Genomic DNA, 20,317 nt, shown 5'->3' with positions numbered 1-20,317 from the left:
GCTTTATCGTCACCATTAACGCTGATGCCATTTGAGCTAATATCAACGTCAACATCAGCTAACGACTCATCTAGATTACCGTCATCACCGATACCTGCGAATGGGTCATCACTGTCTTCACCTTCTAGGTTGAAATCGAGATCACTATCGTCTAGGTTCGCAAAGACGTCATTTTCATCTTTGTCAGTTGAGTCGTCGCCAAACAGTTCTTCATCGTCAGAACCACCAAACAGGTCATCATCAAGTAACAGATCATCATCAATGTCTTCGTTTAGAGCTTGAGGTGGAGGCGACGCTACTGGTTGAACGGCTTGCTGCTCAACTGGGGCGGCTTGTTGGGTCTCTTCTTTCGAGCGACGACCCAATAGCATCATCACAATCAGGCCGATCAGTAGACCTGGGATAATCGCAAGCGCAGCCACCAACCAGGTATTCGAGAACAATTGATCTAACGCTGATGGCGCCATTTTCTGCTCTTCAGCAAGACGCATACGCTCAGCTTCAAGCAGTTTCTCTACTTCATTGCGGATTCGGTCTTCATCAGTCAATTCATCTTTTAACACATCAACTTCCGACTGTACCTCAGCGAGCATAAGACGCAGCTTATGGTTTTTCTCTTCCAACGCCATTAGCTCGGTTTCAGAGCTTTCTAGTTGGTTTTCCAGCGAAGTAACTTGTTTCTGCTTTTCAGCGTCAGCAATCTCTTTTAACTCGCCTTCAGGGCTTGCTGTGGTTTTCTGCTCGCTATCTGTGGCGGCGTCACTAGCCTGAGTTTCTTCAACGCTAACGTCAGTAGATGTGTTTGTCGTTGCAGGCGCGGTAGTACGTGGGGCTGTAACTTGAGGCGCATTACCCAAGCGCGCTTGGTGCGCAGCCATAACCTTTACAGCTTCTTGCGTCGAAACGTTACTTACTTGCGCCAAAGAAGGAATACGAATGGTGCTTTGCGGGATTAACTCATGGATGTTCTGATTGTCAAACGCTTGAGGGTTTAGTTGAAAAATGGCGTAGAGCGTTTGTTGAACTGTAACCGCATTGGACGGACGAAGCTTGGAAGCGATGCTCCACAATGTTTCTTGCTCGGTGGTCGGACCGTAAAATTGCGAAGGTTGAGTAACGCGAGAATTACGAGCAAGAGGCTCTGAGAATTGGGGAGATGACTGGATCTCGCCATTTGGCCCTTTAAGACGAATGCTCTCCGCGCTTACGATAGTAGTTTGAGTCACGGCAACTATTGCTAGAGGCAACAGTAGACGCTGTAAAAGTCGACGCATATAAGGCTCAGCTATGTGCTCAATTAAATTTAAAGACAATGATCTGTTAAATATATCGGATAAACAGCCTAAAACTATAGGTAGATAAGCAAAAAATGTGTGTCCTACGCCATATTCGTATTAATCTCACACAAATTTTCATAATTCGATTAAAAAAGCCTCACACAATGGCGAGGCTTTAGTTAGATAATTGTCAGCAACAGCTGAAATTTAATTGACCTAGTAGTAATCGCGAATCAAGACTTCAGCAATTTGAACAGCGTTGGTTGCCGCACCCTTACGCACGTTGTCAGCCACAACCCATAAATTTACCCCACTATGATGGCTGATGTCGTTGCGAATACGACCAACCATCACGTGATCTTTACCGCCAGCATCGCGAACTTGCGTTGGGAAGTCGTCTCCATGGAACACTTCAATGCCTTCAGTCTGTTCAAGTAGGTTGATCACCTCTTGCGCGTCAATAGGAGCACAGGTCTCTAGATGAACGGCTTCAGCATGGCCGTAGAACACAGGAACGCGCACACAAGTTGGGTTCACTGTGATGCCTGGATCGTTAAAGATTTTTTGCGTTTCCCACACCATCTTCATCTCTTCGCGGGTGTAACCGTTTTCCATAAACTGGTCGATTTGCGGAATACAGTTGAACGCGATTTGCTGTGAGAACTGCTCATTCTCAGCTGGCATACCGTTAAGCAGCTTAGCCGTTTGACCTGCTAACTCATCGATCCCGGCTTTACCTGCTCCAGATACTGACTGGTACGTTGATACGTTGATACGCTCAATGCCTACTGCATCGTGGATCGGCTTTAGCGCTACTAGCATCTGAATCGTTGAACAGTTTGGGTTCGCGATGATGTTACGGTTACGAAATTCTGCAACCGCTTCAGGGTTCACTTCAGGCACCACGAGCGGAATGTCGTACTCGTAACGGAACTGTGAGGTATTATCAATTACGATAACGCCTTCATCTGCCGCGATTGGCGCCCATTTTGCAGATAACTCGCCACCAGCAGAGAACAAGGCGATATGCGCTTGAGACCAATCAAACTCTTCTACGTTTTGTACGCGAACAGTTTTACCATTAAAACGGTAAGTCTTACCTTCGCTGCGCTCACTGGCTAGCAGGTAAATTTCACCGACTGGAAATTTACGCTCTTGCAGCACTTCTATAATTGTTTCGCCGACTGCACCAGTCGCGCCTAAAACAGCAACATTATATTGTTGGCTCATTGACTTACCTCAACCTGAAAACCTAGTTTGGCTAGTGGTGATAGATTGCATTCCTCTTCACCGACTAACGTGACAGCACTGTACTCACGACGATCCCAGTAGTTCTTTCGCATCAGGTCAAACGACCCTGGGTTACTGATTTTACGTCGGAATAAGGCGTCATCTTTACGCACATCATAGACTAGCTGCGTGATATTGTGCAGGGTTGCTTCGTCCCATGCTCTATCTAGTACCAATTGTGGTACTGGAGCAGTTGGCAGCAAGTCACTGGCATGCGCACGTAATTCGTTACCTAACAACTCGCAATAACTATTAAAGATCATAGTTGTTCCGCGAGCTTTCCCCTCTAAGCCATAGCCTGCCACATGAGGGGTTGCGAATGCTAACAGAGGGAGAAGCTCCATATCAACCTCTGGCTCAAATTCAAACACATCTAGTGCTGCGGTAAAACCGTCGTTCTTGCTCAAGCGAGCTTTCAAGGCCGTGTTATCGACCACTGGACCGCGAGCTGCATTGATTAAAATTTGGTCACAGCGTAACTTATCCAACACCTGTTGATCGATTAGGTGGTGAGTAGGATATTCACCATCACGAGTAATTGGCGTATGCAAGGTAATGATATCCGATTGCTCTAGCAGGTCTTCTAGAGGCGTAAAGTCTCTTTCATCGCCTTGCGCTTGCTTAGGTGGATCATTAATCAGCACCTTGATACCAATGCCTTGTAGACACTGTTGTAAGTAACTGCCTACCTGTCCTGCGCCGATAATACCCACTGTTTTATTAAACACCGAGAAACCATGCTGCTGAGCCAACACCATCATCACACTAAATGCGTACTCAGCGACACCCACTTTGTTGCAACCCGGTGCGGCAGTGAAGAAGATGCCTTTCTCTTTGAGCAAAGCTTGATCAACGTGATCCATGCCAGCTGTCGCAGTACCGACAAACTTTAGCTTATTGGCTTTAGCAATCAGTTCAGCATTCACTTTGGTTACCGAACGGATCATCAGTGCATCGACATCAACAAGGTCTTCAGCAGTTAAGGTGCGCCCAGACTTTAAAACTACCTCTCCAAGCTGGCTAAACAGTTGCTCAGCATAGGGCATATTTTCATCTACAAGAATTTTCATGGGTGTATTGATTTGGCTTTGAATGGCATTGATTGTGCAAAAAAGGCGAGTCAGTGTCGAGCAATAATCGAATTGGATATTTACACAAACGCCAGATAGAAAAATGCCCGGCACTTGGCCGGGCAATAGTCCAGAACAAAAGGATCTTAACCCGCTCTCCATGGGCTAAAGTCTGCGTCTGTTAGATTAACCTTTATTGCTAAAGGTTAATCAGCTCTGGAAACTGGATTGCTCTATAGCGAGCAAGTTCAGTTAGCCTTGGTACTTCTTGATTATTAGCGTAGCGTTTGTGCCACCAAAACCAAAACTGTTCGACATCACTGTCGTTAACTCTGCGTCGCGCTTCTCAGTCACGATATCTAGACCTTGCGCCGCTTCATCTAGAGTTTCGATGTTAACGCTTGGTGCGATAAAGCTGTTTTCTAGCATTAACGTTGAGTAGATCGCTTCGTGAACACCTGCGGCACCTAGAGCGTGACCAGTCATCGCTTTAGTTGCTGAGATTGCAGGGCTGTTGTCACCAAATAGCTCTTGGATTGCACCTAGCTCTTTAACGTCACCTACAGGCGTTGAAGTGCCGTGCGTGTTTACGTAGTCGATACTATCAACGTCTTGCATTGCCATCTTCATACAACGAATCGCACCTTCACCAGATGGAGCAACCATGTCGTAACCATCCGATGTTGCACCGTAGCCTACGATTTCACCGTAGATCTTCGCGCCACGTGCAAGTGCGTGCTCTAGTTCTTCAACAACTAGCATGCCGCCGCCGCCAGAGATAACGAAACCATCACGGTCAGCATCGTAAGTACGAGATGCTTGGTCTGGTGTTTCGTTATACTTAGTAGAAAGTGCACCCATCGCATCAAACATCATAGTTTGAGACCAATCTAGCTCCTCACCACCACCAGCGAAAACGATGTCTTGTTTGCCTAGTTGGATAAGCTCCATCGCGTGGCCGATACAGTGCGCTGATGTTGCACAAGCTGAGCTCATTGAGTAGTTCACGCCACGAATTTTAAATGGTGTCGCAAGACATGCTGAAACCGTAGAAGACATAGTACGTGGAACCATGTAAGGACCGACACGTTTCACACCTTTAGCACGCATTGTGTCTGTTGCTAGCGTTTGGTTTAGCGCTGATGCACCACCAGAACCTGCAACGATACCAGTGCGATCGTTTGAAACTTGATCGTCTGTTAGACCCGCATCTTCAATTGCTTGCTGCATTGATAGGTATGCATACGCAGCCGCATCACCCATAAAGCGCATCTGTTTACGGTCAATGTGCTCTGCTGGGTTGATTTTTAGATCACCCCAAACCTGTGAACGAAGACCTTGTTCTTTAAACTGCTCAGAGGCAGTAATACCAGATTTACCTGCTTTAAGAGACGCTAAAACTTCTTCGACGTTGTTACCGATACTTGAAACAATACCCATACCGGTGATTACGACTCGTTTCATTATGACATTCCTATAATTCAAAAATCCGCTAGATAATAACGAAGTTAACGGGGAAAAGTGGTCAGCTTTCCCTTAAAACCGTACAATTGCAATCATATTCTCGTATTTAAGTACCCATTTTCTGCACTATGATCTCGATTACTAATGCTCAGCTAGGCTGGAACGACGTCGGAACACCCGTTTCCGATCAATTTGACGATGTTTATTTTTCTAACGTCAATGGCTTAGAAGAGACTCGCTACGTGTTCCTGCATCAAAATCATCTGCCACAAAGATGGCAAACGTGTGAACAACGCCGTTTTGTCATTGCTGAAACTGGCTTTGGCACCGGATTGAACTTCTTAGCTGCGTGGCAATGGTTTGATCAATTTAAGCAGCAGAACCCAGATGCGCCATTAAAAGAGCTCCATTTTGTGAGCTTTGAGAAATATCCACTCAGCAAGCAAGATCTGATCAAAGCGCATCAATCTTGGCCCGAACTGGCGGAATATGCTGAGAAATTGCAAAAGCACTACCCTATCGCTGTACCTGAATGTCATCGCATTGTGCTAGAAGATGGTGCCATTACTCTCGATTTGTGGTTTGGCGATATCAAAGATTGTATGCCTAAGGTTCCTGTCACCGAGCAAGGACTAGTCGATGCTTGGTTCCTGGATGGATTCGCTCCAAGTAAAAACCCAGAGATGTGGAACAAAGACCTGTTTGATGGCATGGCAAAGCTAGCTAAACAAGAGTGTACCTGTGCGACCTTTACCGCCGCAGGTTTTGTGCGCCGAGGCTTAATCGAAGCTGGCTTTGAGATGAAGAAAGTCAAAGGTTTTGGGACTAAGCGAGACATGATTGCTGGTCATTTTACCACACGCCAACCAACAACTAATATTAAACCCTGGTTCGCTCGAACATCTGCCGAATCGTTAAATTCAATCGCCATAGTAGGCGGTGGGATCGCTAGTGCGACACTAGCCAAAACCTTAGTCCGCAGAGGAAAAAAGGTCACATTATACTGCCAAGACGCAAAGCCTGCTCAAGGTGCATCGGGCAATCGTCAAGGTGCCGTCTACCCGCTATTAAATGGTGACCACACAGGCGTATCTCGCTTCTTTGCTCCTGCCTTTCTGTTTGCCCGTCAGTTTGCTGAACAGGCAGCCGAGCAGGTCACATTTGATCATCAGTGGTGTGGTGTCACGCAATTGATGTGGGATGACAAATCGGAACAAAAATTAAACAACATGCTCAAGGGTGGCTTCGATAGCGAGCTCATTCAACGCTTAGATAGCGAGCAAACAAGTGACACAATTGGCTTACCGATTGATATGAGTAGTGTCCACTACCCGCTTGGTGGTTGGTTGTGTCCAGCGCAGTTGACGCAAGGCTTAATTGCCGAACTGGAAACCAGTGAGCTATTTTCAGCCCATTTTGATACTAAGATTGACGCACTCGATTGGGACGAACAAAGCCAAACTTGGACACTCACTTGTGGTGATAAGCAATTTACACATTCAGCAGTCGTGCTTGCCAACGGCCACCAGTTTAGTGAATTTAAACAAACAGCCCACATCCCACTTGGCCAAGTCAAAGGTCAAGTTAGCCATATTCCAACCATGGATGCACTTTCTCAACTTAAAACCGTACTGTGTTACGACGGTTATATGACGCCTGTAAACCCGAACAACGCTCATCACTGTATCGGAGCGAGTTACGATCGTTCAAATATCAACGACAAGTTTGACGCGGCGGCGCAGCAAGACAACGCTGACAAGCTACGCAAATGCGTGCCAAACCAAGATTGGACTGAGCAAGTCGATACGAGCGGAAATTTGTCGCGTCAGGGTATCCGCTGCGTGAGCCGGGATCACCTACCGTTTGTGGGCAATGTCGGAAAGCTTGAAGAAATAAAACAAGTTTACGCTGATCTGCACAAGAAAAAACCTGCGCAAAATGCCGTTGAGGTACCGAGCTACCCAAACCTATTTTGCATGCTAGGGCTTGGTTCTCGAGGATTAAGCTCTGCGCCATTATTAGCAGAGACTCTAGCCTCGCAAATCTGTGCAGACCCTCTACCTTTACCGGTTGATGTGCTAGAAACACTGCACCCAAGTCGAATGTGGGTTCGTAAACTGCGTAAAGGGAAAGCGATTACTGAGCTTTAAGTCGGCAGACAATAAAACGCCGTCTACCACTATTTTGTGGTGACGGCGTTTTTACTTCGACCAGAAACCTAAACCAAACTTGCCACGGCTGCCTTAATTTGTTCAGCGATCTCTGGATTACGCAGTTGGCCAGACTCTAAGTCAAAATTATCGTAGAAGCTTGGCACTGAAACCGACGCTTTCACCTCAGCTCCAAAGTACTGTGCTGAGCCGGTAGCTGCCGCCAATACAGATTGTGCTCCGCCTGGACCCGGTGTAGCCGCTAGGTATACCACCGGCTTATTTTGGAACACATTGCGCTCAATGCGCGTTGCCCAATCGAACAAATTCTTATAAGCCGCAGGGTAATAGCCGTTGTGCTCTGCATACGAGACGATAATGGCGTCCGCGTGGGATAAATCAGCCAAAAAAGCCTTCGCGCCTTCCGCTTGACCAATCTCTTTTTCAGTATCTTCACTAAACATTGGCACTTGATAATCATTTAGGTCGAGAACGGTCACTTCTGCGCCCTCTACTTGGCTAGCAGCATAGGTTGCTAACGTCTTATTGATCGAGGTTGAACTGGTTGATGCTCCGAACGCTACAATTTTCATAATCTATTTTCCTATCCGTATCTCGGTGTGTGCTTAATAGATTATTCTTTGGCCGAAAAACCAACAAGCGTAAAAAACACAAAGGGTTGTTCGAAAATTTCGAACAACCCTTCATATGCACAATACTCAGCGCTTAACCGATTACACGTTGTTAGCCAGTTCAATCCACAAATCATTGACTATGGTACGGTCTGCTGGCGTAAGTTCAGCTCGCGCAGCATCTAAACTAGCTTGAATACGCTCTTTAAGCGTTTTGACGTCGTGGATGCCCTCTTCTTCACATGCCGCAGCCGACAAAGAGATATGACCACGTAGATAGCCACCTGCAAACAGCTCATCATCAGATGCCGATGAAATACGCGCATCAATTAACTCTAATAGCTGTTCTTCAAATTCAATAATCATCTTGCTTTAACGCCTAATCAGGTTACTTGCTAAAAGATTGGCAAGCTTCTCACATTGAGTTTTTCAACGCAATCCAAACTGGGGCCGAGACACATAAAATGTAGTACCTTTCGTGCATCCAAAACCACAATTAATTTACTGATTTTATTCAACTTTAAACATAGAAAACTTGAGTTCTTCCACTTTGTAATGTGCTCTCAGTGCGTCAGACAACATCTTCACTCTTAACGGTAACCCTTGACTAAAAATTTTCCCTACTTCTTGATGAACTTTAGTCATAAAAGCGAGCCGGTCTGGTTCAAAATCACCATTTAAATTATCGCAGCTAACAGTAAAGGGAAAATTGGCACTCTTAGCTAAGATCCATTCGTAAGCCTGTGGGCGAACCTCAACTTTTTCGAACTCTGCTTGAACTTGCGCGGTACGACCATCTGGCTCATACCAATAACCGAAGTCTTCCAACAAACGACGCTGTGGCCCAGCTACGCACCAATGCGCGATTTCGTGAAGACCTGAGGCATAGAAACCACGAGCAAATATAATCCGATGATGAGGATGACTATCATCTGCTGGCAGATAGATTGGCTCGTCGCCACCCAATTCAAGTTTAGTGTTGTACTGTTCTAAAAACGTGTCGTTGAAAATCCGGATCAAGTCTTGGTATTGATGGGTCATTGCTCGAACGGTAGTTATGTGATTATCTTGCGGCATTCTCGCATGTTCATCCCTAATTGCAAACACACAAGGATTACACCTCCATTAGAATTAGTTATCTGAAACACACTTTCATACCGATAAAATCTCATTCGTCATCATTCATATTTGGCACTACACTCACGCCTTAAAAACGTGACCAACCCGCCATTTTTTGGCCTCTTATTGAGATTTCATCATGCTGCTAAGTGTTTTATATATTGTCGGTATTACAGCGGAAGCCATGACAGGCGCATTAAGTGCTGGGCGAAGAAAAATGGACTGGTTTGGCGTAATGCTGGTTGCCAGTGCGACCGCTATTGGTGGTGGCACTGTGCGTGACATTCTACTCGGTCACTATCCGCTTGGTTGGGTGGAAAACCCTGAGTTCTTAGCTATTACTTGTGTTGCTGGCGTACTGACTACGGGACTAGCCAAGTGGGTGATTAAGCTTAAAGGGTTGTTCATTCGACTTGATGCGCTCGGCTTAATTGTATTTAGCATCATAGGCACTAAGGTGGCCTTAGGCATGGGCCACCATGTGTTAATCTGTATGGTTGCCGCGCTAGTTACAGGTGTTTTCGGTGGACTGCTACGCGATCTGATCTGTCGCCAGACGCCTCTTGTGCTGCACGAAGAGTTGTATGCCTCTGTAGCATTACTCGCATCAGGCCTCTACCTATCACTGCTAGAGTTTGGTGTTAATGACGTCACAACCACTATCTCAACACTGATTTTCGGTTATCTATTGCGAATGGCTGCCGTTCGCTTTAAATGGCGACTACCTTCTTTCCATTTAGAAGCTGATGGTTCAGTCCACTGAAGGTTATGATATACGCAAATACAAAAACGGCCTCCATATGAAGGCCGTTTTCAGTTTTATCCCCGCTTAAATCTGCGGAGTTTCTGTTGTCACGCCGTGGTTTTGACCACGATGACGCAGCAGATGGTCCAGCACAACAATCGCGAGCATAGCTTCAGCGATTGGCACTGCGCGAATACCGACACATGGGTCATGACGACCTTTGGTAATCAACTGAGTTGGCTCGCCTTCTCTGGTGATGGTTTCACCCGGAACAGTAATGCTTGAGGTAGGCTTTAGCGCGATGTTAGCAACGATATCTTGGCCAGTAGAAATACCACCCAAAATGCCGCCAGCGTGGTTACTAGCAAAACCATCAGGTTTTAGCTCATCACGGTGCTCACTACCTTTCTGGCTTACCACATCAAAACCGTCGCCGATCTCAACGCCTTTAACCGCATTAATGCTCATTAGCGCATGGGCGATATCTGCATCTAAACGATCAAATACTGGTTCACCTAGACCGACAGGAACGTTAGTCGCAACGACCTGCAACTTAGCCCCAATCGAATCACCCTGCTTCTTAAGATCACGAATAAGCTGGTCAAATGCGTCTACTTTGTCGACATCTGGACAGAAAAATGCGTTGTTCTCGATTTCGTTCCAATCGACTTTCTCAATGGCAACGTCACCCATTTGAGATAGGTAAGCGCGGATCTCTACACCAAACTCTTGCTTAAGGTATTTTTTAGCTACCGCGCCTGCTGCAACGCGCATAGCGGTTTCGCGCGCCGAAGAACGGCCACCACCACGATAGTCACGCACACCATATTTTTGATGGTAGGTGTAATCTGCATGGCCAGGACGGAACTTGTCTTTAATCTCTGAGTAGTCTTTTGAGCGTTGATCGGTATTCTCAATCAGTAAACCAATTGAAGTACCCGTTGTTTTACCTTCAAACACGCCAGAAAGAATTTTCACTTCATCTGGTTCACGACGCTGAGTGGTATAACGAGAAGTGCCTGGGCGGCGACGATCCAAGTCAATTTGGATATCTGCTTCAGTAATTTCTAATCCCGGAGGGCATCCGTCGACGATACATCCTAGTGCGATACCGTGACTTTCTCCGAATGTGGTGACTCGGAAATGTTGTCCGATACTGTTTCCTGCCATTACTTCCTCAATCCTATTTGCCCTGTATACAGAGCTTTACACTTCAATTCTTAATAATTTCATAGTCGCTTGATTACGGAATGATGTAAACCCCTAAACCGGATCTATTTTGTTTTAGCACGCATAAAAAAACGCCAAGCGAATTTCACGTGGCGTTTAATTAACAACAGCAGCAGACACAAACTAGTCTTTATAGAGTGAGAACTCTTCTGCGTGCTCAAGCATCTGTTCACGGGTTAGCATAAACACGCCATGGCCGCCGTTTTCAAACTCTAGCCATGTAAATGGAATCTCTGGGTACTGTTCCATCATGTGAACCATGGAATTACCCACTTCACAGATAAGAATCCCGTTGTCAGTTAGATAATCTGGCGCATTAGCTAAAATACGGCGCACGAGTTTCAGGCCATCTGTACCTGCGGCTAAGCCTAATTCAGGTTCGTGAGTAAACTCGTCAGGCAAGCTATTCATGTCTTCCTGATCCACATACGGTGGGTTAGAGACAATCAGGTTGTACTTCTCTTTTGGTAAGTCGCGGAACAGATCCGAGCGGATTGGGAACACTTGCTGCTCCATACCGTGATCTTGAATGTTCTGTTCTGCCACTTCTAAAGCGTCAGTCGAGATATCAATCGCATCGACTTCTGAATCAGGGAAGGCGTGAGCACAAGCAATCGCAATACAACCACTACCAGTGCACAAATCCATAATGCGCGTTGGTTCTTCGACTAACCAAGGTTGAAACTCAGCTTGGATAAGCTCACCGATTGGAGAACGGGGAACAAGTACACGCTCATCAACAAAGAACTCTAAACCGCAGAACCAAGCACGGTTAGTTAAGTATGACGTTGGTGTGCGGTCGTTGATACGTTTTACCACACGCTCAACAATGCGCATACGCTCGCTCATTGTAAGACGAGAGTTCAATACATGTGGAGGCACGTCAATAGGTAAGTACAGTGTAGGTAGGATTAGCTGTACCGCTTCGTCCCATGCGTTATCAGTTCCATGACCGTAGAATAGGTTAGCGGCGTTAAAACGACTCACTGTCCAACGAATCATATCTTGAAGCGTGTGAAGTTCTGAAACTGCTTCTTCTACAAAAATCTTATCCAAAATTGCCTCCGAAAAGCGCTACAATACTGCTAATTGCATTTATATATATTTACTAATTGTCCCATGAGCAAAAAAGACACCGATATGGATGATGACTTCGCCCTATTTAGGGATGCAGTACAAGGCGTAAAAAAGTTGTCACAGGATACCATAGTCCAGCAACCAAAAAAAAATACTAAGCAAAAAGAAATTACCCGCACTGCCCGTGAAGCCAGTGATACAGAGTTCTATTTTTCTGATGAGTTTGTTCCGCTGCTCAATGAAGATGGCCCGACTCGCTACGCCCGTGATGACGTTTCTCAATATGAGGTAAAACGCCTGCGCCGCGGTGTGTATGTTCCGGACGTGTTCTTAGATATGCACGGTATGACGCAGCAAGAAGCAAAACGCGAACTTGGCGCGATGATCGCCTACTGCATCAAGAATGAAATTTCGTGTGCTTGCGTACAGCATGGCATTGGTAAGCACATACTTAAACAGAAATCACCATTGTGGCTAGCGCAGCATCCGGATGTGATGGCATTTCACCAAGCCCCACTAGAGTTCGGTGGCGATGGTGCGCTGTTGGTGTTGTTGTCGATTCCGGAGAAGTAACAAATAACAAATAACAAGTAGCGAGTAGCGAGTAGCGAAAATATGTATTGGAACAGACACTTTCGACATTTTTTGCTAAATCACCAACATCTTCATCTCGCAGCGTAGCGTTCTCGACGACTCCGCCCTCTCCTACTTCCTATATTCAGGCGGGATCGGTAACTCCGACGCTTTGAGGTTCGGTCTCTGCCCTCCGCGCTTACGGTATTGCTTCAACTGGAATACGTAGGCAAGGATTTGTGCCACTGCGGTAAACAGTCCGTCTGGGATCTCTTGCTCTAGCTCAGTAGAGTGGTAGAGCGCACGAGCCAATGGAGGTGCAGGGACAATATAGATATCGTGCTCGCGAGCGACCTCTCGAATCTTCAGCGCCATATGGTCAGTACCTTTAGCCACCACAACTGGCGCTCGATCAGAGTCCTGTTTATAGCGTAGCGCGACCGAGAAGTGCTCCGGGTTGGTTACAATAACGTCCGCTTGCGGAACTTCCGACATCATACGTCGCTGAGCTGCCTCACGTTGCAACATACGGATCCGGCCCTTAACTTCCGGCTTACCTTCGGTATCTTTATATTCGTCTTTGACCTCTTGTTTAGTCATTTTCAATTGATTAGCGTGTTGCCAGATCTGAAACGGAATATCAATCGCAACTACGATCAGCAAGGTACAGCTGATGAGAAGTATGAAGTTAAGTAGGATATCAAGTGCGTGGAATATGTTTTCTGGAAATACATCCATACTCAGCTGAAACAGGTCTTCTTTAGCCGCGTTTATCAGGTAAAAAGCCATCCCCGAAACTAGGGTAACTTTCAAAATCGACTTAATCAGCTCAACCCAACTCTGCAGACCCACCATACGTTTTAAGCCACTAAGTGGATTCATTTTAGACCATTTAGGCATCGCCGCTTCAGCAGAGAAGCTAACCCCACCTACGCCTGCCGCGCCAATCATCGCCGCAATAAATAGAGTGACCAGAATAAGTAGTAACGGCAACAATAAACTACCGAATGAGCCAATGATGATGTCAAACAGCTTCACATGGTCGAAGATTTCTTCACGAGAGAGGGTGAACATTCTGCCCATGGCGGTGAACAAAGCACGTGCCAAGCTCTCGCCAAACCACATCAGGGCGATAGAGCCTACAACTAATACTGAAACCGACGCTAACTCTTTTGACCTTGCAACCTGCCCTTTTTCTCTAGCCTGTTGCAAGCGTCTGGGCGTGGCGTCTTCTGTGCGTTCTTGACCGTCTGATTCTGCCATTCTAACAACTCAGTCTAATAAACGAGCAGATTTGCTGCTCACCCTGCAACCAGAATAGTTCATAGTGGTTGTAAAGTCCTGCAATGATATACCAACAAAGCAGCAAGCCGACCATCAGTGCGAAGGCAAAGCCCAAAGAAAAGATGTTTAGCTGAGGTGCTGCACGGGTCATCACACCGAATGAGAGGTTAATCGTCAGCAAGGCAATAATGCCCGACAGCGACATACTCAGCGCAACTTTAAACATGATACCTAGCCATAAGGCAAGTTCTCTAAAATCGACCGTGGTCAATGCTCCTGTACCGATTGGCAGTGACTTAAAGCTCATGACCACTAGCATGATCATCTTAAGATGGCCATCAGTGGCTAAGAAGAACATGGTGGCAAGGAACATAAATAGTTGACCAAGCAAGGGTGTGTTTTGTCCGTTGGCTGGGTCTACCATTGAAGCAAAACCCAAGCTCGACTGCATACCCAAAATCTGACCCAAAATAACAAAGGTCTGGATCATAAATTGGGTTACTGTCCCCATCGCCACACCAATGATTATCTGCTCCAAGACAGTCATAAAGCCTTGAAAAGAGAGCAACTCAATACTTTCAGGAACAGCAGGAATGGCAGGCATCACGGCAAAGGTAATCGCCAAGCCTAAATAGAGACGTACGCGAGTAGAGACAAAACGAGCACCCGTCACCGACATCACCATCAGCATGGCAGCGATGCGTGTGTAGGGCCAAAAGTAGTTGGCGATCCAGTCTAGTACGACACTCGTTGGGTACTCCATCGGCGCGACCTAGTAAAGCACCTGAGGAAGACGTTCAATCATGCCAAAGAAAAACTCCATCAGCATTTGCGCCATCCAATGAGCAAACATCATCAGAGCCAGCAAGGTAACGATAAGACGGGGCAAAAAGCTCAAGGTTTGTTCGTTAATTGAGGTCGCGGCTTGGAAAATAGCAACCACCAAACCAATCAACAAGCTCGGAATAATGATCGCACTGACCATAATAAGTACCATCCAGAGTGCTTCACGAAACAGCTCGACGAACATTTCAGGAGTCATACGCTTTCTCCCGTCACAAGGCGAAACTGCCCGCTAAGGTCGACAGAATCAGGTTCCACCCATCAACCAAAACAAACAGCATAAGTTTAAACGGCAACGATACGATCATTGGCGAAAGCATCATCATACCCATCGCCATTAATACCGATGCCACCACCAAATCGATAATCAAAAATGGTAAGAAGAGCATAAAGCCGATTTGGAAAGCTGTCTTAAGCTCTGAGGTAATAAACGCTGGAATCAATACCGCCATAGAGACATCTTCTGGCGCCGTCGCAGTTGAGCCAGAGATATTGACGAAGGTTTCGAGATCTTTCACTCGGGTCTGTTTAAGCATGAAGTCCTTCATCGGCACCTGAGCCACATCAAACGCTTCACGTGCTGTGATCTGCTCATTGATGTAAGGCTGAATCGCGTCATCATTAATTTTACTCAGCACTGGCGACATAATGAAGAAGGTCAAAAAGATAGCAATACCGATAATAACTTGGTTGGATGGCGTCTGTTGTAAACCCATCGCCTGACGCAGAATCGACATGACCACCACAATTCGGGTAAAAGATGTCATCAATATAACCATCGCAGGCAAGAAGCCCAACATGGTCATTAACGCGAGGATCTGCAGGTTTATCGAATAGTCTTCAGTGCCGTCAGGGTTAGCGGTCATGGTAAACGCCGGAATCCCACCACCGTTCCAGGTAAAACTGCCTGTTGCGATAGTTCTTGACGCACCTTGCTCACTGTTCATTGCCGTCACTGTTACCGAATCTGACGGTGCAATATTGGCAGGAACAGGCGTCTCCAACTCCTGCTGAGCGAGAGATAACGAAGAAAACAAGGTCAAAGCGAAAGCTAAGACGATCCCTATTAGGTTATTGGCTTTTATCATTATTCTTCAGTAGCTGAGTCAATTGATTGGAAAACGGACTCGTGGCCATCTCCTCCTGAGATAAAGGTTTCTCCAGTTTTGAGATTAGCTGGATCGATTGCGCTGTCACACCGACCAAAAACTGCTCTTCTCCGGCTTGAACAATAACAATGCGTTCTTTATGACCAACAACGATTTGGCGTACCACACTTAGTCCTTTCTGATTGGCAAGTGCAGGCAGTCGCATTCGCTTCAGTAACCAAGCTAAAAACAGAATGAAGGCTACAACGAAGATGAGCGACCCCATAGTGGTCGCCCAATCAAGCTCGCTACCAGGAGTTGAGACGGTAGCAAATGCAGAAGGTGATAGCAGCGTAGGAGAGTAAAGTAAGTACTCCTTAACCTTGAAAGACATAGCTATCCTTACACTATCGAAGTTTCTTAATACGCTCAGTTTGACTGATTACATCGGTCAGACGGATACCAAACTTATCGTTGACCACAACCACTTCGCCGTGAGCAATCAAGGTGCCGTTAACCAATACATCTAACGATTCACCAGCAAGACGCTCTAGCTCGACAACCGAACCTTGGTTTAGCTGTAGCAAGTTACGGATACTGATTTGAGAACGGCCCACTTCCATTGAGATGGTCACCGGGATATCTAGGATAGTATCTAGCTTACGGCGTTCATCTTCTGAGATAGGTGATGATGTATCTTGTAGCTCATCTAACTGAGCGTTCATTACCTCATCGACGTCAATCTCTGGCGCAGCGGGATCTTCTCCTAGCGCTGCTGCCCATTCGTCCGCCAGTTTTTGGTCGTCACTCGGTTCCATATTTGTTACCTATATAATCTCTTAATCTTCGATTTCGCCTTCGTCTTCTTCTAATTCAGAAATGACGTCTTTACCAAGGAAAGCGATATCCGTTTTGACCACATCTGGTCGTTTAATTTCTTCTGATACTTGGACGGCTAGTTTGTCACCAGAACGGCCCATTTTTACTCGATAGGTTGGCAACTCTTCGACAAACATCACTGCGTGCTCTGGCATTTCAACCGGGATGATGTCGCCAGGCTGAAGCTCCATTAAGTCACGCAATGAGATATCTTGTTCCAGCAGATCAACACGGAAGTTAACTGGCACATCCATGATCTCTTCACGCAGCGCAGTACTCCAACGAACGTCGGTTTCCATCTTGTCTGACTGAACACCCGCATCCAAAAGTTCACGGATAGGTTCAACCATTGAATAAGGCATAACCACATGGAAGTCACCGCCGCCACCATCCACTTCAATGTGGAATGAGCTGACTACGATTACCTCTGTCGGGCTGACGATGTTCGCCATGCTCGGGTTTACTTCCGAGTCAAGGTACTCAAACTCAACCCCCATTACCGGAGACCAAGCTTCTTTGTAGTCTTCGAAAACAATCTTCAGCAGTAACTGAACAATTCGGCGCTCGGTTGGCGTAAATTCACGACCTTCGATACGAGCGTGGAAACGGCCATCACCACCGAAAAAGTTCTCTACCAAGATAAAGACCAAACGCGCTTCCATAGTAATCAGCGCAGTGCCTTTCAGCGGTCTAAAGCGCACCATGTTCAAACTGGTTGGTACGTACAGGGTATTTTGGTACTCACCAAACTTCATCATCTGTACGCCGTTGATTGAAACCTCTGCCGTTTTGCGCAGCATGTTAAACAAGCTAATGCGCATATGTCGGGCAAAACGCTCGTTAATCAGCTCAAGGGTCGGCATTCGACCACGAACAATGCGGTCTTGCGATGAGAAATCGAAGTCTACCGCACTGGCGTCGGAGACAACCTCGTCTTCATCAGCCTCATCAACGTCATCTACACCGTGTAAGAGAGCATCAATCTCGTCTTGGCTTAATAGATCAGTCACTCGTCACCTATTGCATTACAAAGTCAGTAAACAGCACACGTTCAATCACAGGCTGACCCACTGCTCGATTCAAACTGGCTTTAATATCATCAGTTGCTTTTTCACGGAGCTCAACGCGGCCGTTAGCGGTTCTTAATTGATCAACCGTAGCTGAAGCAAATGTACTGAGCAGCGAACTTTCAATTAATGGAGAGTGATAACGAGCCAGATTTTCGTTCTCTGTGCCACGCACCATTAGTTGGACTTTAATCTGCACCAAACGGTCTCTCTTGTCGCCAGTTACATTAAACAAGAAAGGTTGTGCGATATTAACGTAAGCGACTGGATCTGTTGGGAGAGCAGCTTGTTGCTGCATCGTGTCTTCCCCTTCCGCTGGCTCGTCCGAGCCCATTAAGAAGAAAGCTGCACCGCCGCCACCCACTAGCAACACAACGACTGCAATGATAATGATCAGCAGCTTGCTCTTTCCTTTGGGTGCTTCAGTTTCTAGTTCTTCATCAGCCATAGCGTCACGTTCTCTATTCTTTTGTTTTTAACAGTTTAAGCGTAATAACTAATTCCATCACGCTTTGATGCGACATTCAAATCAAGATTGATGTCTGGTTCAAGGTTTTCTTCTCCAGAGAAGCCGTGATTGCTGCCTCCTTGACCATTATTACCTTGTCCACCCTCTGCATAACGTCTCTGCTGTTGACCGGATGCCTGCTGCTGAACTGAGCTATCACCCAATTGTAATCCTTGCTGAGCAAGCATTTCACGTAGTCTTGGCATGGATTGTTCAATCACATCTCGCGCTTGCTGGTTAGCAACCGTAAAGTGAACTGTCGCCGCATCGCCATTCATGTTCATGCGAATCTGCATTCGACCTAGCTCTGGCGGGTCAAGACGAATATCAATGTTCTTCAGGTTCTTCGACATCATCATTTGGACACGTTCAGCCAGTTGCTCACCGGCCATCTCTCGATTGAGTTGCAATGGCGGCTGTGCTGCTTGTTCCGCTCTTACTTGACCCAATGCGCCAGGCCCTTGCTGACCCGAAGCTTGAGCCAGTTGCTGAGCAAAACCATTGCTCGCTTCTGTACCAGGTTGTTGTCCCTCTTTCTTGCCAGCCAATTGACCAAGGCTATGGGCGGCTTTTGCGCCCATTGCTGCTTTTAGCACAGCTTGGTCTTGAGCTACCGCGCCATTTTGCGCCACCGCAACTTGCTGCATCTGAAGAGCAGATAAATCACTTGGCATAGTCGGCGTAACGGCTTGCTGCTGAAGTGATTGTGCCATTGGTGCCTGAGTTTGCTGGCTCACAATCGCTTGATGAACTGAGTGAGCGACTGGCGCTTGCTGAGGTTTAGGTTGTATATCGGCTTTAGGAGCTGCGTCATCTTTGGCTTGACCTTCTGACGCCGCCCACGGAATTGCACCCGTTGCGACAGCTGTGCCCGCAACAACGGCTGTTGGGTCTAACTCCACTTGATCTTCAAGTTCAGAAACACCAGTAACAACCGAACCAGTGGCCATAGGTGCTGCAATCCGGCTAGCTTCTGCACTACCTTTGTCACTCGTTGCAGTGGTTGCGCCCACAACAGCAGAGCCCCCAAGCATAGCGGCACTAGCAACTGTAGCGCTCTCTTCTGCTTGAGAAGACGGTTTGTCATCAACTTGATTAGCATTAGAGTCACGGCTAACAACCACTTCATCACTCACGGCTGTTTGAGATTTATCGTTTGCGACCGCTTTAGCGTCCACAACTTGCTCACTCACATCATCCATACTCACAGCCGCGACACCCGCCGCCGCTATTGTCGATTTTTCAACTTGCTGTTCGCCTTTCTGGCTAGCTTGAGTAGTGACTTGTTGCGTGTCCGATGTGTCGATAAAACGCTTAGCCGAAACCGGCACTGCAACTTCTTCACCTTCACTAGACGTCACCACTACCTTCTCGCCCGAGGCTACTTGATCTGCAGCTAGCTTGGCATTTTGTTGTAATGGTTCAGTTTCTTGCGTTGATTCAGATGCAACCTTTAGCGATGTTGGCGTTTTACTCTCAGCAACTATACTCTCACTTTGAACACCGGGTTTGACATTCTCATCAACCACTTCATGTTGTGGCAACTGTTTGCCGTCTTTAGGTTGCAGCGCTTTATTAGAGTGATCCAGACGCTGCAAAACTTCATCATTCTCCGAAACAATTTTTTCCGCCGACTTTGGCAATTTCGCTTCAGATTCATCGACATTCGATTCGCCTGCTTTTGTCGATTTTTCCGCTTTGGCAGACTCTTCCTCTGACGATAGAAGCTCATCCGCACTTTGACTTTCCGTTGCTGACGTCTTAACACTCTTAGCTTCAACGTCACCTTCTACGCTAACCTCTTCGCTCTCAGCTTTAGTCTTGGTTTGGCTTGCATCGACTTTAGCTTCAGGTTTCGCCTCAGAGCTACCTTCCCCCTTAATCAGCGCTGTAAGCTTGGAGAAAAAACCACCAGACTCTGTTGATTCAGAGGTCGCTTCACCACTTGCTACCGCTGCCGGGGTCGCTTTAGGACTTTCCGATACCGATGATAAATTGATATTCATACCAGATTCACTCTA

The 20,317-nt window shown here is 46.7% G+C and carries 21 protein-coding genes; 3 read left to right on the top strand and 18 right to left on the bottom strand.

The window, feature by feature from the left end:
- The 4 genes from QTO00_RS03330 to fabB all read right to left on the bottom strand — a co-directional run.
- Positions 1 to 1,274: FimV/HubP family polar landmark protein (locus QTO00_RS03330; RefSeq protein ID WP_331422946.1), on the bottom strand; the 1,274-nt coding region annotated here is incomplete at its 3' end.
- Between the two features lie 219 nt (positions 1,275 to 1,493).
- Positions 1,494 to 2,507: an aspartate-semialdehyde dehydrogenase gene (locus QTO00_RS03325; RefSeq protein WP_331422945.1), complete on the bottom strand. Its 1,014-nt coding sequence runs from the start codon at positions 2,505 to 2,507 to the stop codon at positions 1,494 to 1,496.
- Positions 2,504 to 3,637, bottom strand: a complete 1,134-nt coding sequence (locus QTO00_RS03320; protein WP_331422943.1) for a 4-phosphoerythronate dehydrogenase — start codon at positions 3,635 to 3,637, stop codon at positions 2,504 to 2,506. The genes QTO00_RS03325 and QTO00_RS03320 overlap by 4 nt, the downstream gene beginning before the upstream one ends.
- 252 nt (positions 3,638 to 3,889) lie before the next feature.
- Entirely contained in the window at positions 3,890 to 5,101 is a 1,212-nt protein-coding gene (gene fabB / locus QTO00_RS03315; RefSeq protein ID WP_331422942.1) for a beta-ketoacyl-ACP synthase I, read from the bottom strand.
- A 128-nt stretch (positions 5,102 to 5,229) separates the two neighbouring features.
- Here fabB and mnmC point away from each other — a divergent pair, with 128 nt between their 5' ends.
- Positions 5,230 to 7,251 (top strand): bifunctional tRNA (5-methylaminomethyl-2-thiouridine)(34)-methyltransferase MnmD/FAD-dependent 5-carboxymethylaminomethyl-2-thiouridine(34) oxidoreductase MnmC, encoded by a 2,022-nt coding sequence (gene mnmC / locus QTO00_RS03310; RefSeq protein ID WP_331422940.1) that lies wholly within the window; start codon positions 5,230 to 5,232, stop codon positions 7,249 to 7,251.
- Positions 7,252 to 7,319: 68 nt separating this feature from the next.
- On the opposite strand, the gene QTO00_RS03305 is transcribed toward mnmC, so the two are convergent.
- From QTO00_RS03305 to QTO00_RS03295, 3 genes are all read right to left on the bottom strand, one after another.
- Entirely contained in the window at positions 7,320 to 7,844 is a 525-nt protein-coding gene (locus QTO00_RS03305) for an NADPH-dependent FMN reductase (RefSeq protein WP_331422938.1), read from the bottom strand.
- Between the two features lie 141 nt (positions 7,845 to 7,985).
- The gene (locus tag QTO00_RS03300) at positions 7,986 to 8,249 is read right to left on the bottom strand and encodes a YfcL family protein (RefSeq protein WP_331422936.1); all 264 of its coding nucleotides are present in this window, start codon (positions 8,247 to 8,249) and stop codon (positions 7,986 to 7,988) included.
- A 144-nt stretch (positions 8,250 to 8,393) separates the two neighbouring features.
- Complete coding sequence (locus QTO00_RS03295; protein ID WP_331422948.1) at positions 8,394 to 8,924, bottom strand: elongation factor P hydroxylase; 531 nt, start codon at positions 8,922 to 8,924, stop codon at positions 8,394 to 8,396.
- A gap of 217 nt (positions 8,925 to 9,141) precedes the next feature.
- Here QTO00_RS03295 and QTO00_RS03290 point away from each other — a divergent pair, with 217 nt between their 5' ends.
- A complete protein-coding gene (locus QTO00_RS03290) occupies positions 9,142 to 9,765 on the top strand; it encodes a trimeric intracellular cation channel family protein (protein WP_331422934.1) in 624 nt (207 codons plus the stop codon).
- 66 nt (positions 9,766 to 9,831) lie between these two features.
- On the opposite strand, the gene aroC is transcribed toward QTO00_RS03290, so the two are convergent.
- Entirely contained in the window at positions 9,832 to 10,917 is a 1,086-nt protein-coding gene (gene aroC / locus QTO00_RS03285) for a chorismate synthase (RefSeq protein WP_038202498.1), read from the bottom strand.
- Positions 10,918 to 11,100: 183 nt separating this feature from the next.
- Positions 11,101 to 12,033, bottom strand: coding sequence for a 50S ribosomal protein L3 N(5)-glutamine methyltransferase (prmB, locus tag QTO00_RS03280; protein ID WP_331422933.1), 933 nt, complete (start codon positions 12,031 to 12,033; stop codon positions 11,101 to 11,103).
- A 63-nt stretch (positions 12,034 to 12,096) separates the two neighbouring features.
- Here prmB and smrB point away from each other — a divergent pair, with 63 nt between their 5' ends.
- Positions 12,097 to 12,627 carry an endonuclease SmrB gene (gene smrB / locus QTO00_RS03275; RefSeq protein WP_331422931.1) on the top strand — a complete coding sequence of 177 codons (531 nt, stop codon included), beginning with the start codon at positions 12,097 to 12,099 and terminating at the stop codon, positions 12,625 to 12,627.
- Positions 12,628 to 12,759: 132 nt separating this feature from the next.
- Here smrB and flhB read toward each other — a convergent pair whose 3' ends face one another.
- From flhB to QTO00_RS03230, 9 genes are read right to left on the bottom strand one after another with little or no spacing between them, the layout of a single operon-like run.
- A complete protein-coding gene (gene flhB, locus QTO00_RS03270; RefSeq protein ID WP_331422929.1) occupies positions 12,760 to 13,890 on the bottom strand; it encodes a flagellar biosynthesis protein FlhB in 1,131 nt (376 codons plus the stop codon).
- Between the two features lies 1 nt (position 13,891).
- Complete coding sequence (gene fliR / locus QTO00_RS03265; RefSeq protein WP_331422928.1) at positions 13,892 to 14,674, bottom strand: flagellar biosynthetic protein FliR; 783 nt, start codon at positions 14,672 to 14,674, stop codon at positions 13,892 to 13,894.
- Positions 14,675 to 14,683: 9 nt separating this feature from the next.
- Positions 14,684 to 14,953 (bottom strand): flagellar biosynthesis protein FliQ, encoded by a 270-nt coding sequence (fliQ, locus tag QTO00_RS03260; protein WP_038202512.1) that lies wholly within the window; start codon positions 14,951 to 14,953, stop codon positions 14,684 to 14,686.
- Positions 14,954 to 14,966: 13 nt separating this feature from the next.
- Complete coding sequence (fliP, locus tag QTO00_RS03255; protein WP_331422927.1) at positions 14,967 to 15,842, bottom strand: flagellar type III secretion system pore protein FliP; 876 nt, start codon at positions 15,840 to 15,842, stop codon at positions 14,967 to 14,969.
- The gene (fliO, locus tag QTO00_RS03250; protein WP_331422926.1) at positions 15,826 to 16,236 is read right to left on the bottom strand and encodes a flagellar biosynthetic protein FliO; all 411 of its coding nucleotides are present in this window, start codon (positions 16,234 to 16,236) and stop codon (positions 15,826 to 15,828) included. The genes fliP and fliO overlap by 17 nt, the downstream gene beginning before the upstream one ends.
- Before the next feature lie 13 nt (positions 16,237 to 16,249).
- Positions 16,250 to 16,660: a flagellar motor switch protein FliN gene (gene fliN, locus QTO00_RS03245; RefSeq protein ID WP_004744467.1), complete on the bottom strand. Its 411-nt coding sequence runs from the start codon at positions 16,658 to 16,660 to the stop codon at positions 16,250 to 16,252.
- 21 nt (positions 16,661 to 16,681) lie between these two features.
- Positions 16,682 to 17,731 (bottom strand): flagellar motor switch protein FliM, encoded by a 1,050-nt coding sequence (gene fliM, locus QTO00_RS03240; protein WP_331422924.1) that lies wholly within the window; start codon positions 17,729 to 17,731, stop codon positions 16,682 to 16,684.
- Between the two features lie 7 nt (positions 17,732 to 17,738).
- Entirely contained in the window at positions 17,739 to 18,236 is a 498-nt protein-coding gene (fliL, locus tag QTO00_RS03235; protein WP_331422922.1) for a flagellar basal body-associated protein FliL, read from the bottom strand.
- Between the two features lie 35 nt (positions 18,237 to 18,271).
- The gene (locus tag QTO00_RS03230; protein WP_331422920.1) at positions 18,272 to 20,302 is read right to left on the bottom strand and encodes a flagellar hook-length control protein FliK; all 2,031 of its coding nucleotides are present in this window, start codon (positions 20,300 to 20,302) and stop codon (positions 18,272 to 18,274) included.
- Between the last annotated feature and the right edge of the window lie 15 nt (positions 20,303 to 20,317).

Origin of the sequence: Vibrio sp. M260118 (assembly GCF_036533755.1) — a bacterium.
GTDB lineage: Bacteria > Pseudomonadota > Gammaproteobacteria > Enterobacterales > Vibrionaceae > Vibrio.
This window is presented reverse-complemented; position numbering and strand designations above follow the sequence as displayed.

Coding starts and splice junctions, on each gene's coding strand:
- QTO00_RS03290 (WP_331422934.1), top strand. CDS start 9,142: ATGCTGCTAAGTGTTTTATATATTGTCGGTATTACAGCGGAAGCCATG.
- smrB (WP_331422931.1), top strand. CDS start 12,097: ATGAGCAAAAAAGACACCGATATGGATGATGACTTCGCCCTATTTAGG.
- QTO00_RS03230 (WP_331422920.1), bottom strand. CDS start 20,302: ATGAATATCAATTTATCATCGGTATCGGAAAGTCCTAAAGCGACCCCG.
- fliL (WP_331422922.1), bottom strand. CDS start 18,236: ATGGCTGATGAAGAACTAGAAACTGAAGCACCCAAAGGAAAGAGCAAG.
- fabB (WP_331422942.1), bottom strand. CDS start 5,101: ATGAAACGAGTCGTAATCACCGGTATGGGTATTGTTTCAAGTATCGGT.
- flhB (WP_331422929.1), bottom strand. CDS start 13,890: ATGGCAGAATCAGACGGTCAAGAACGCACAGAAGACGCCACGCCCAGA.
- QTO00_RS03295 (WP_331422948.1), bottom strand. CDS start 8,924: ATGACCCATCAATACCAAGACTTGATCCGGATTTTCAACGACACGTTT.
- mnmC (WP_331422940.1), top strand. CDS start 5,230: ATGATCTCGATTACTAATGCTCAGCTAGGCTGGAACGACGTCGGAACA.
- QTO00_RS03320 (WP_331422943.1), bottom strand. CDS start 3,637: ATGAAAATTCTTGTAGATGAAAATATGCCCTATGCTGAGCAACTGTTT.
- fliN (WP_004744467.1), bottom strand. CDS start 16,660: ATGGAACCGAGTGACGACCAAAAACTGGCGGACGAATGGGCAGCAGCG.
- aroC (WP_038202498.1), bottom strand. CDS start 10,917: ATGGCAGGAAACAGTATCGGACAACATTTCCGAGTCACCACATTCGGA.
- QTO00_RS03305 (WP_331422938.1), bottom strand. CDS start 7,844: ATGAAAATTGTAGCGTTCGGAGCATCAACCAGTTCAACCTCGATCAAT.
- QTO00_RS03300 (WP_331422936.1), bottom strand. CDS start 8,249: ATGATTATTGAATTTGAAGAACAGCTATTAGAGTTAATTGATGCGCGT.
- fliP (WP_331422927.1), bottom strand. CDS start 15,842: ATGATAAAAGCCAATAACCTAATAGGGATCGTCTTAGCTTTCGCTTTG.
- QTO00_RS03325 (WP_331422945.1), bottom strand. CDS start 2,507: ATGAGCCAACAATATAATGTTGCTGTTTTAGGCGCGACTGGTGCAGTC.
- fliQ (WP_038202512.1), bottom strand. CDS start 14,953: ATGACTCCTGAAATGTTCGTCGAGCTGTTTCGTGAAGCACTCTGGATG.
- fliR (WP_331422928.1), bottom strand. CDS start 14,674: ATGGAGTACCCAACGAGTGTCGTACTAGACTGGATCGCCAACTACTTT.
- fliO (WP_331422926.1), bottom strand. CDS start 16,236: ATGTCTTTCAAGGTTAAGGAGTACTTACTTTACTCTCCTACGCTGCTA.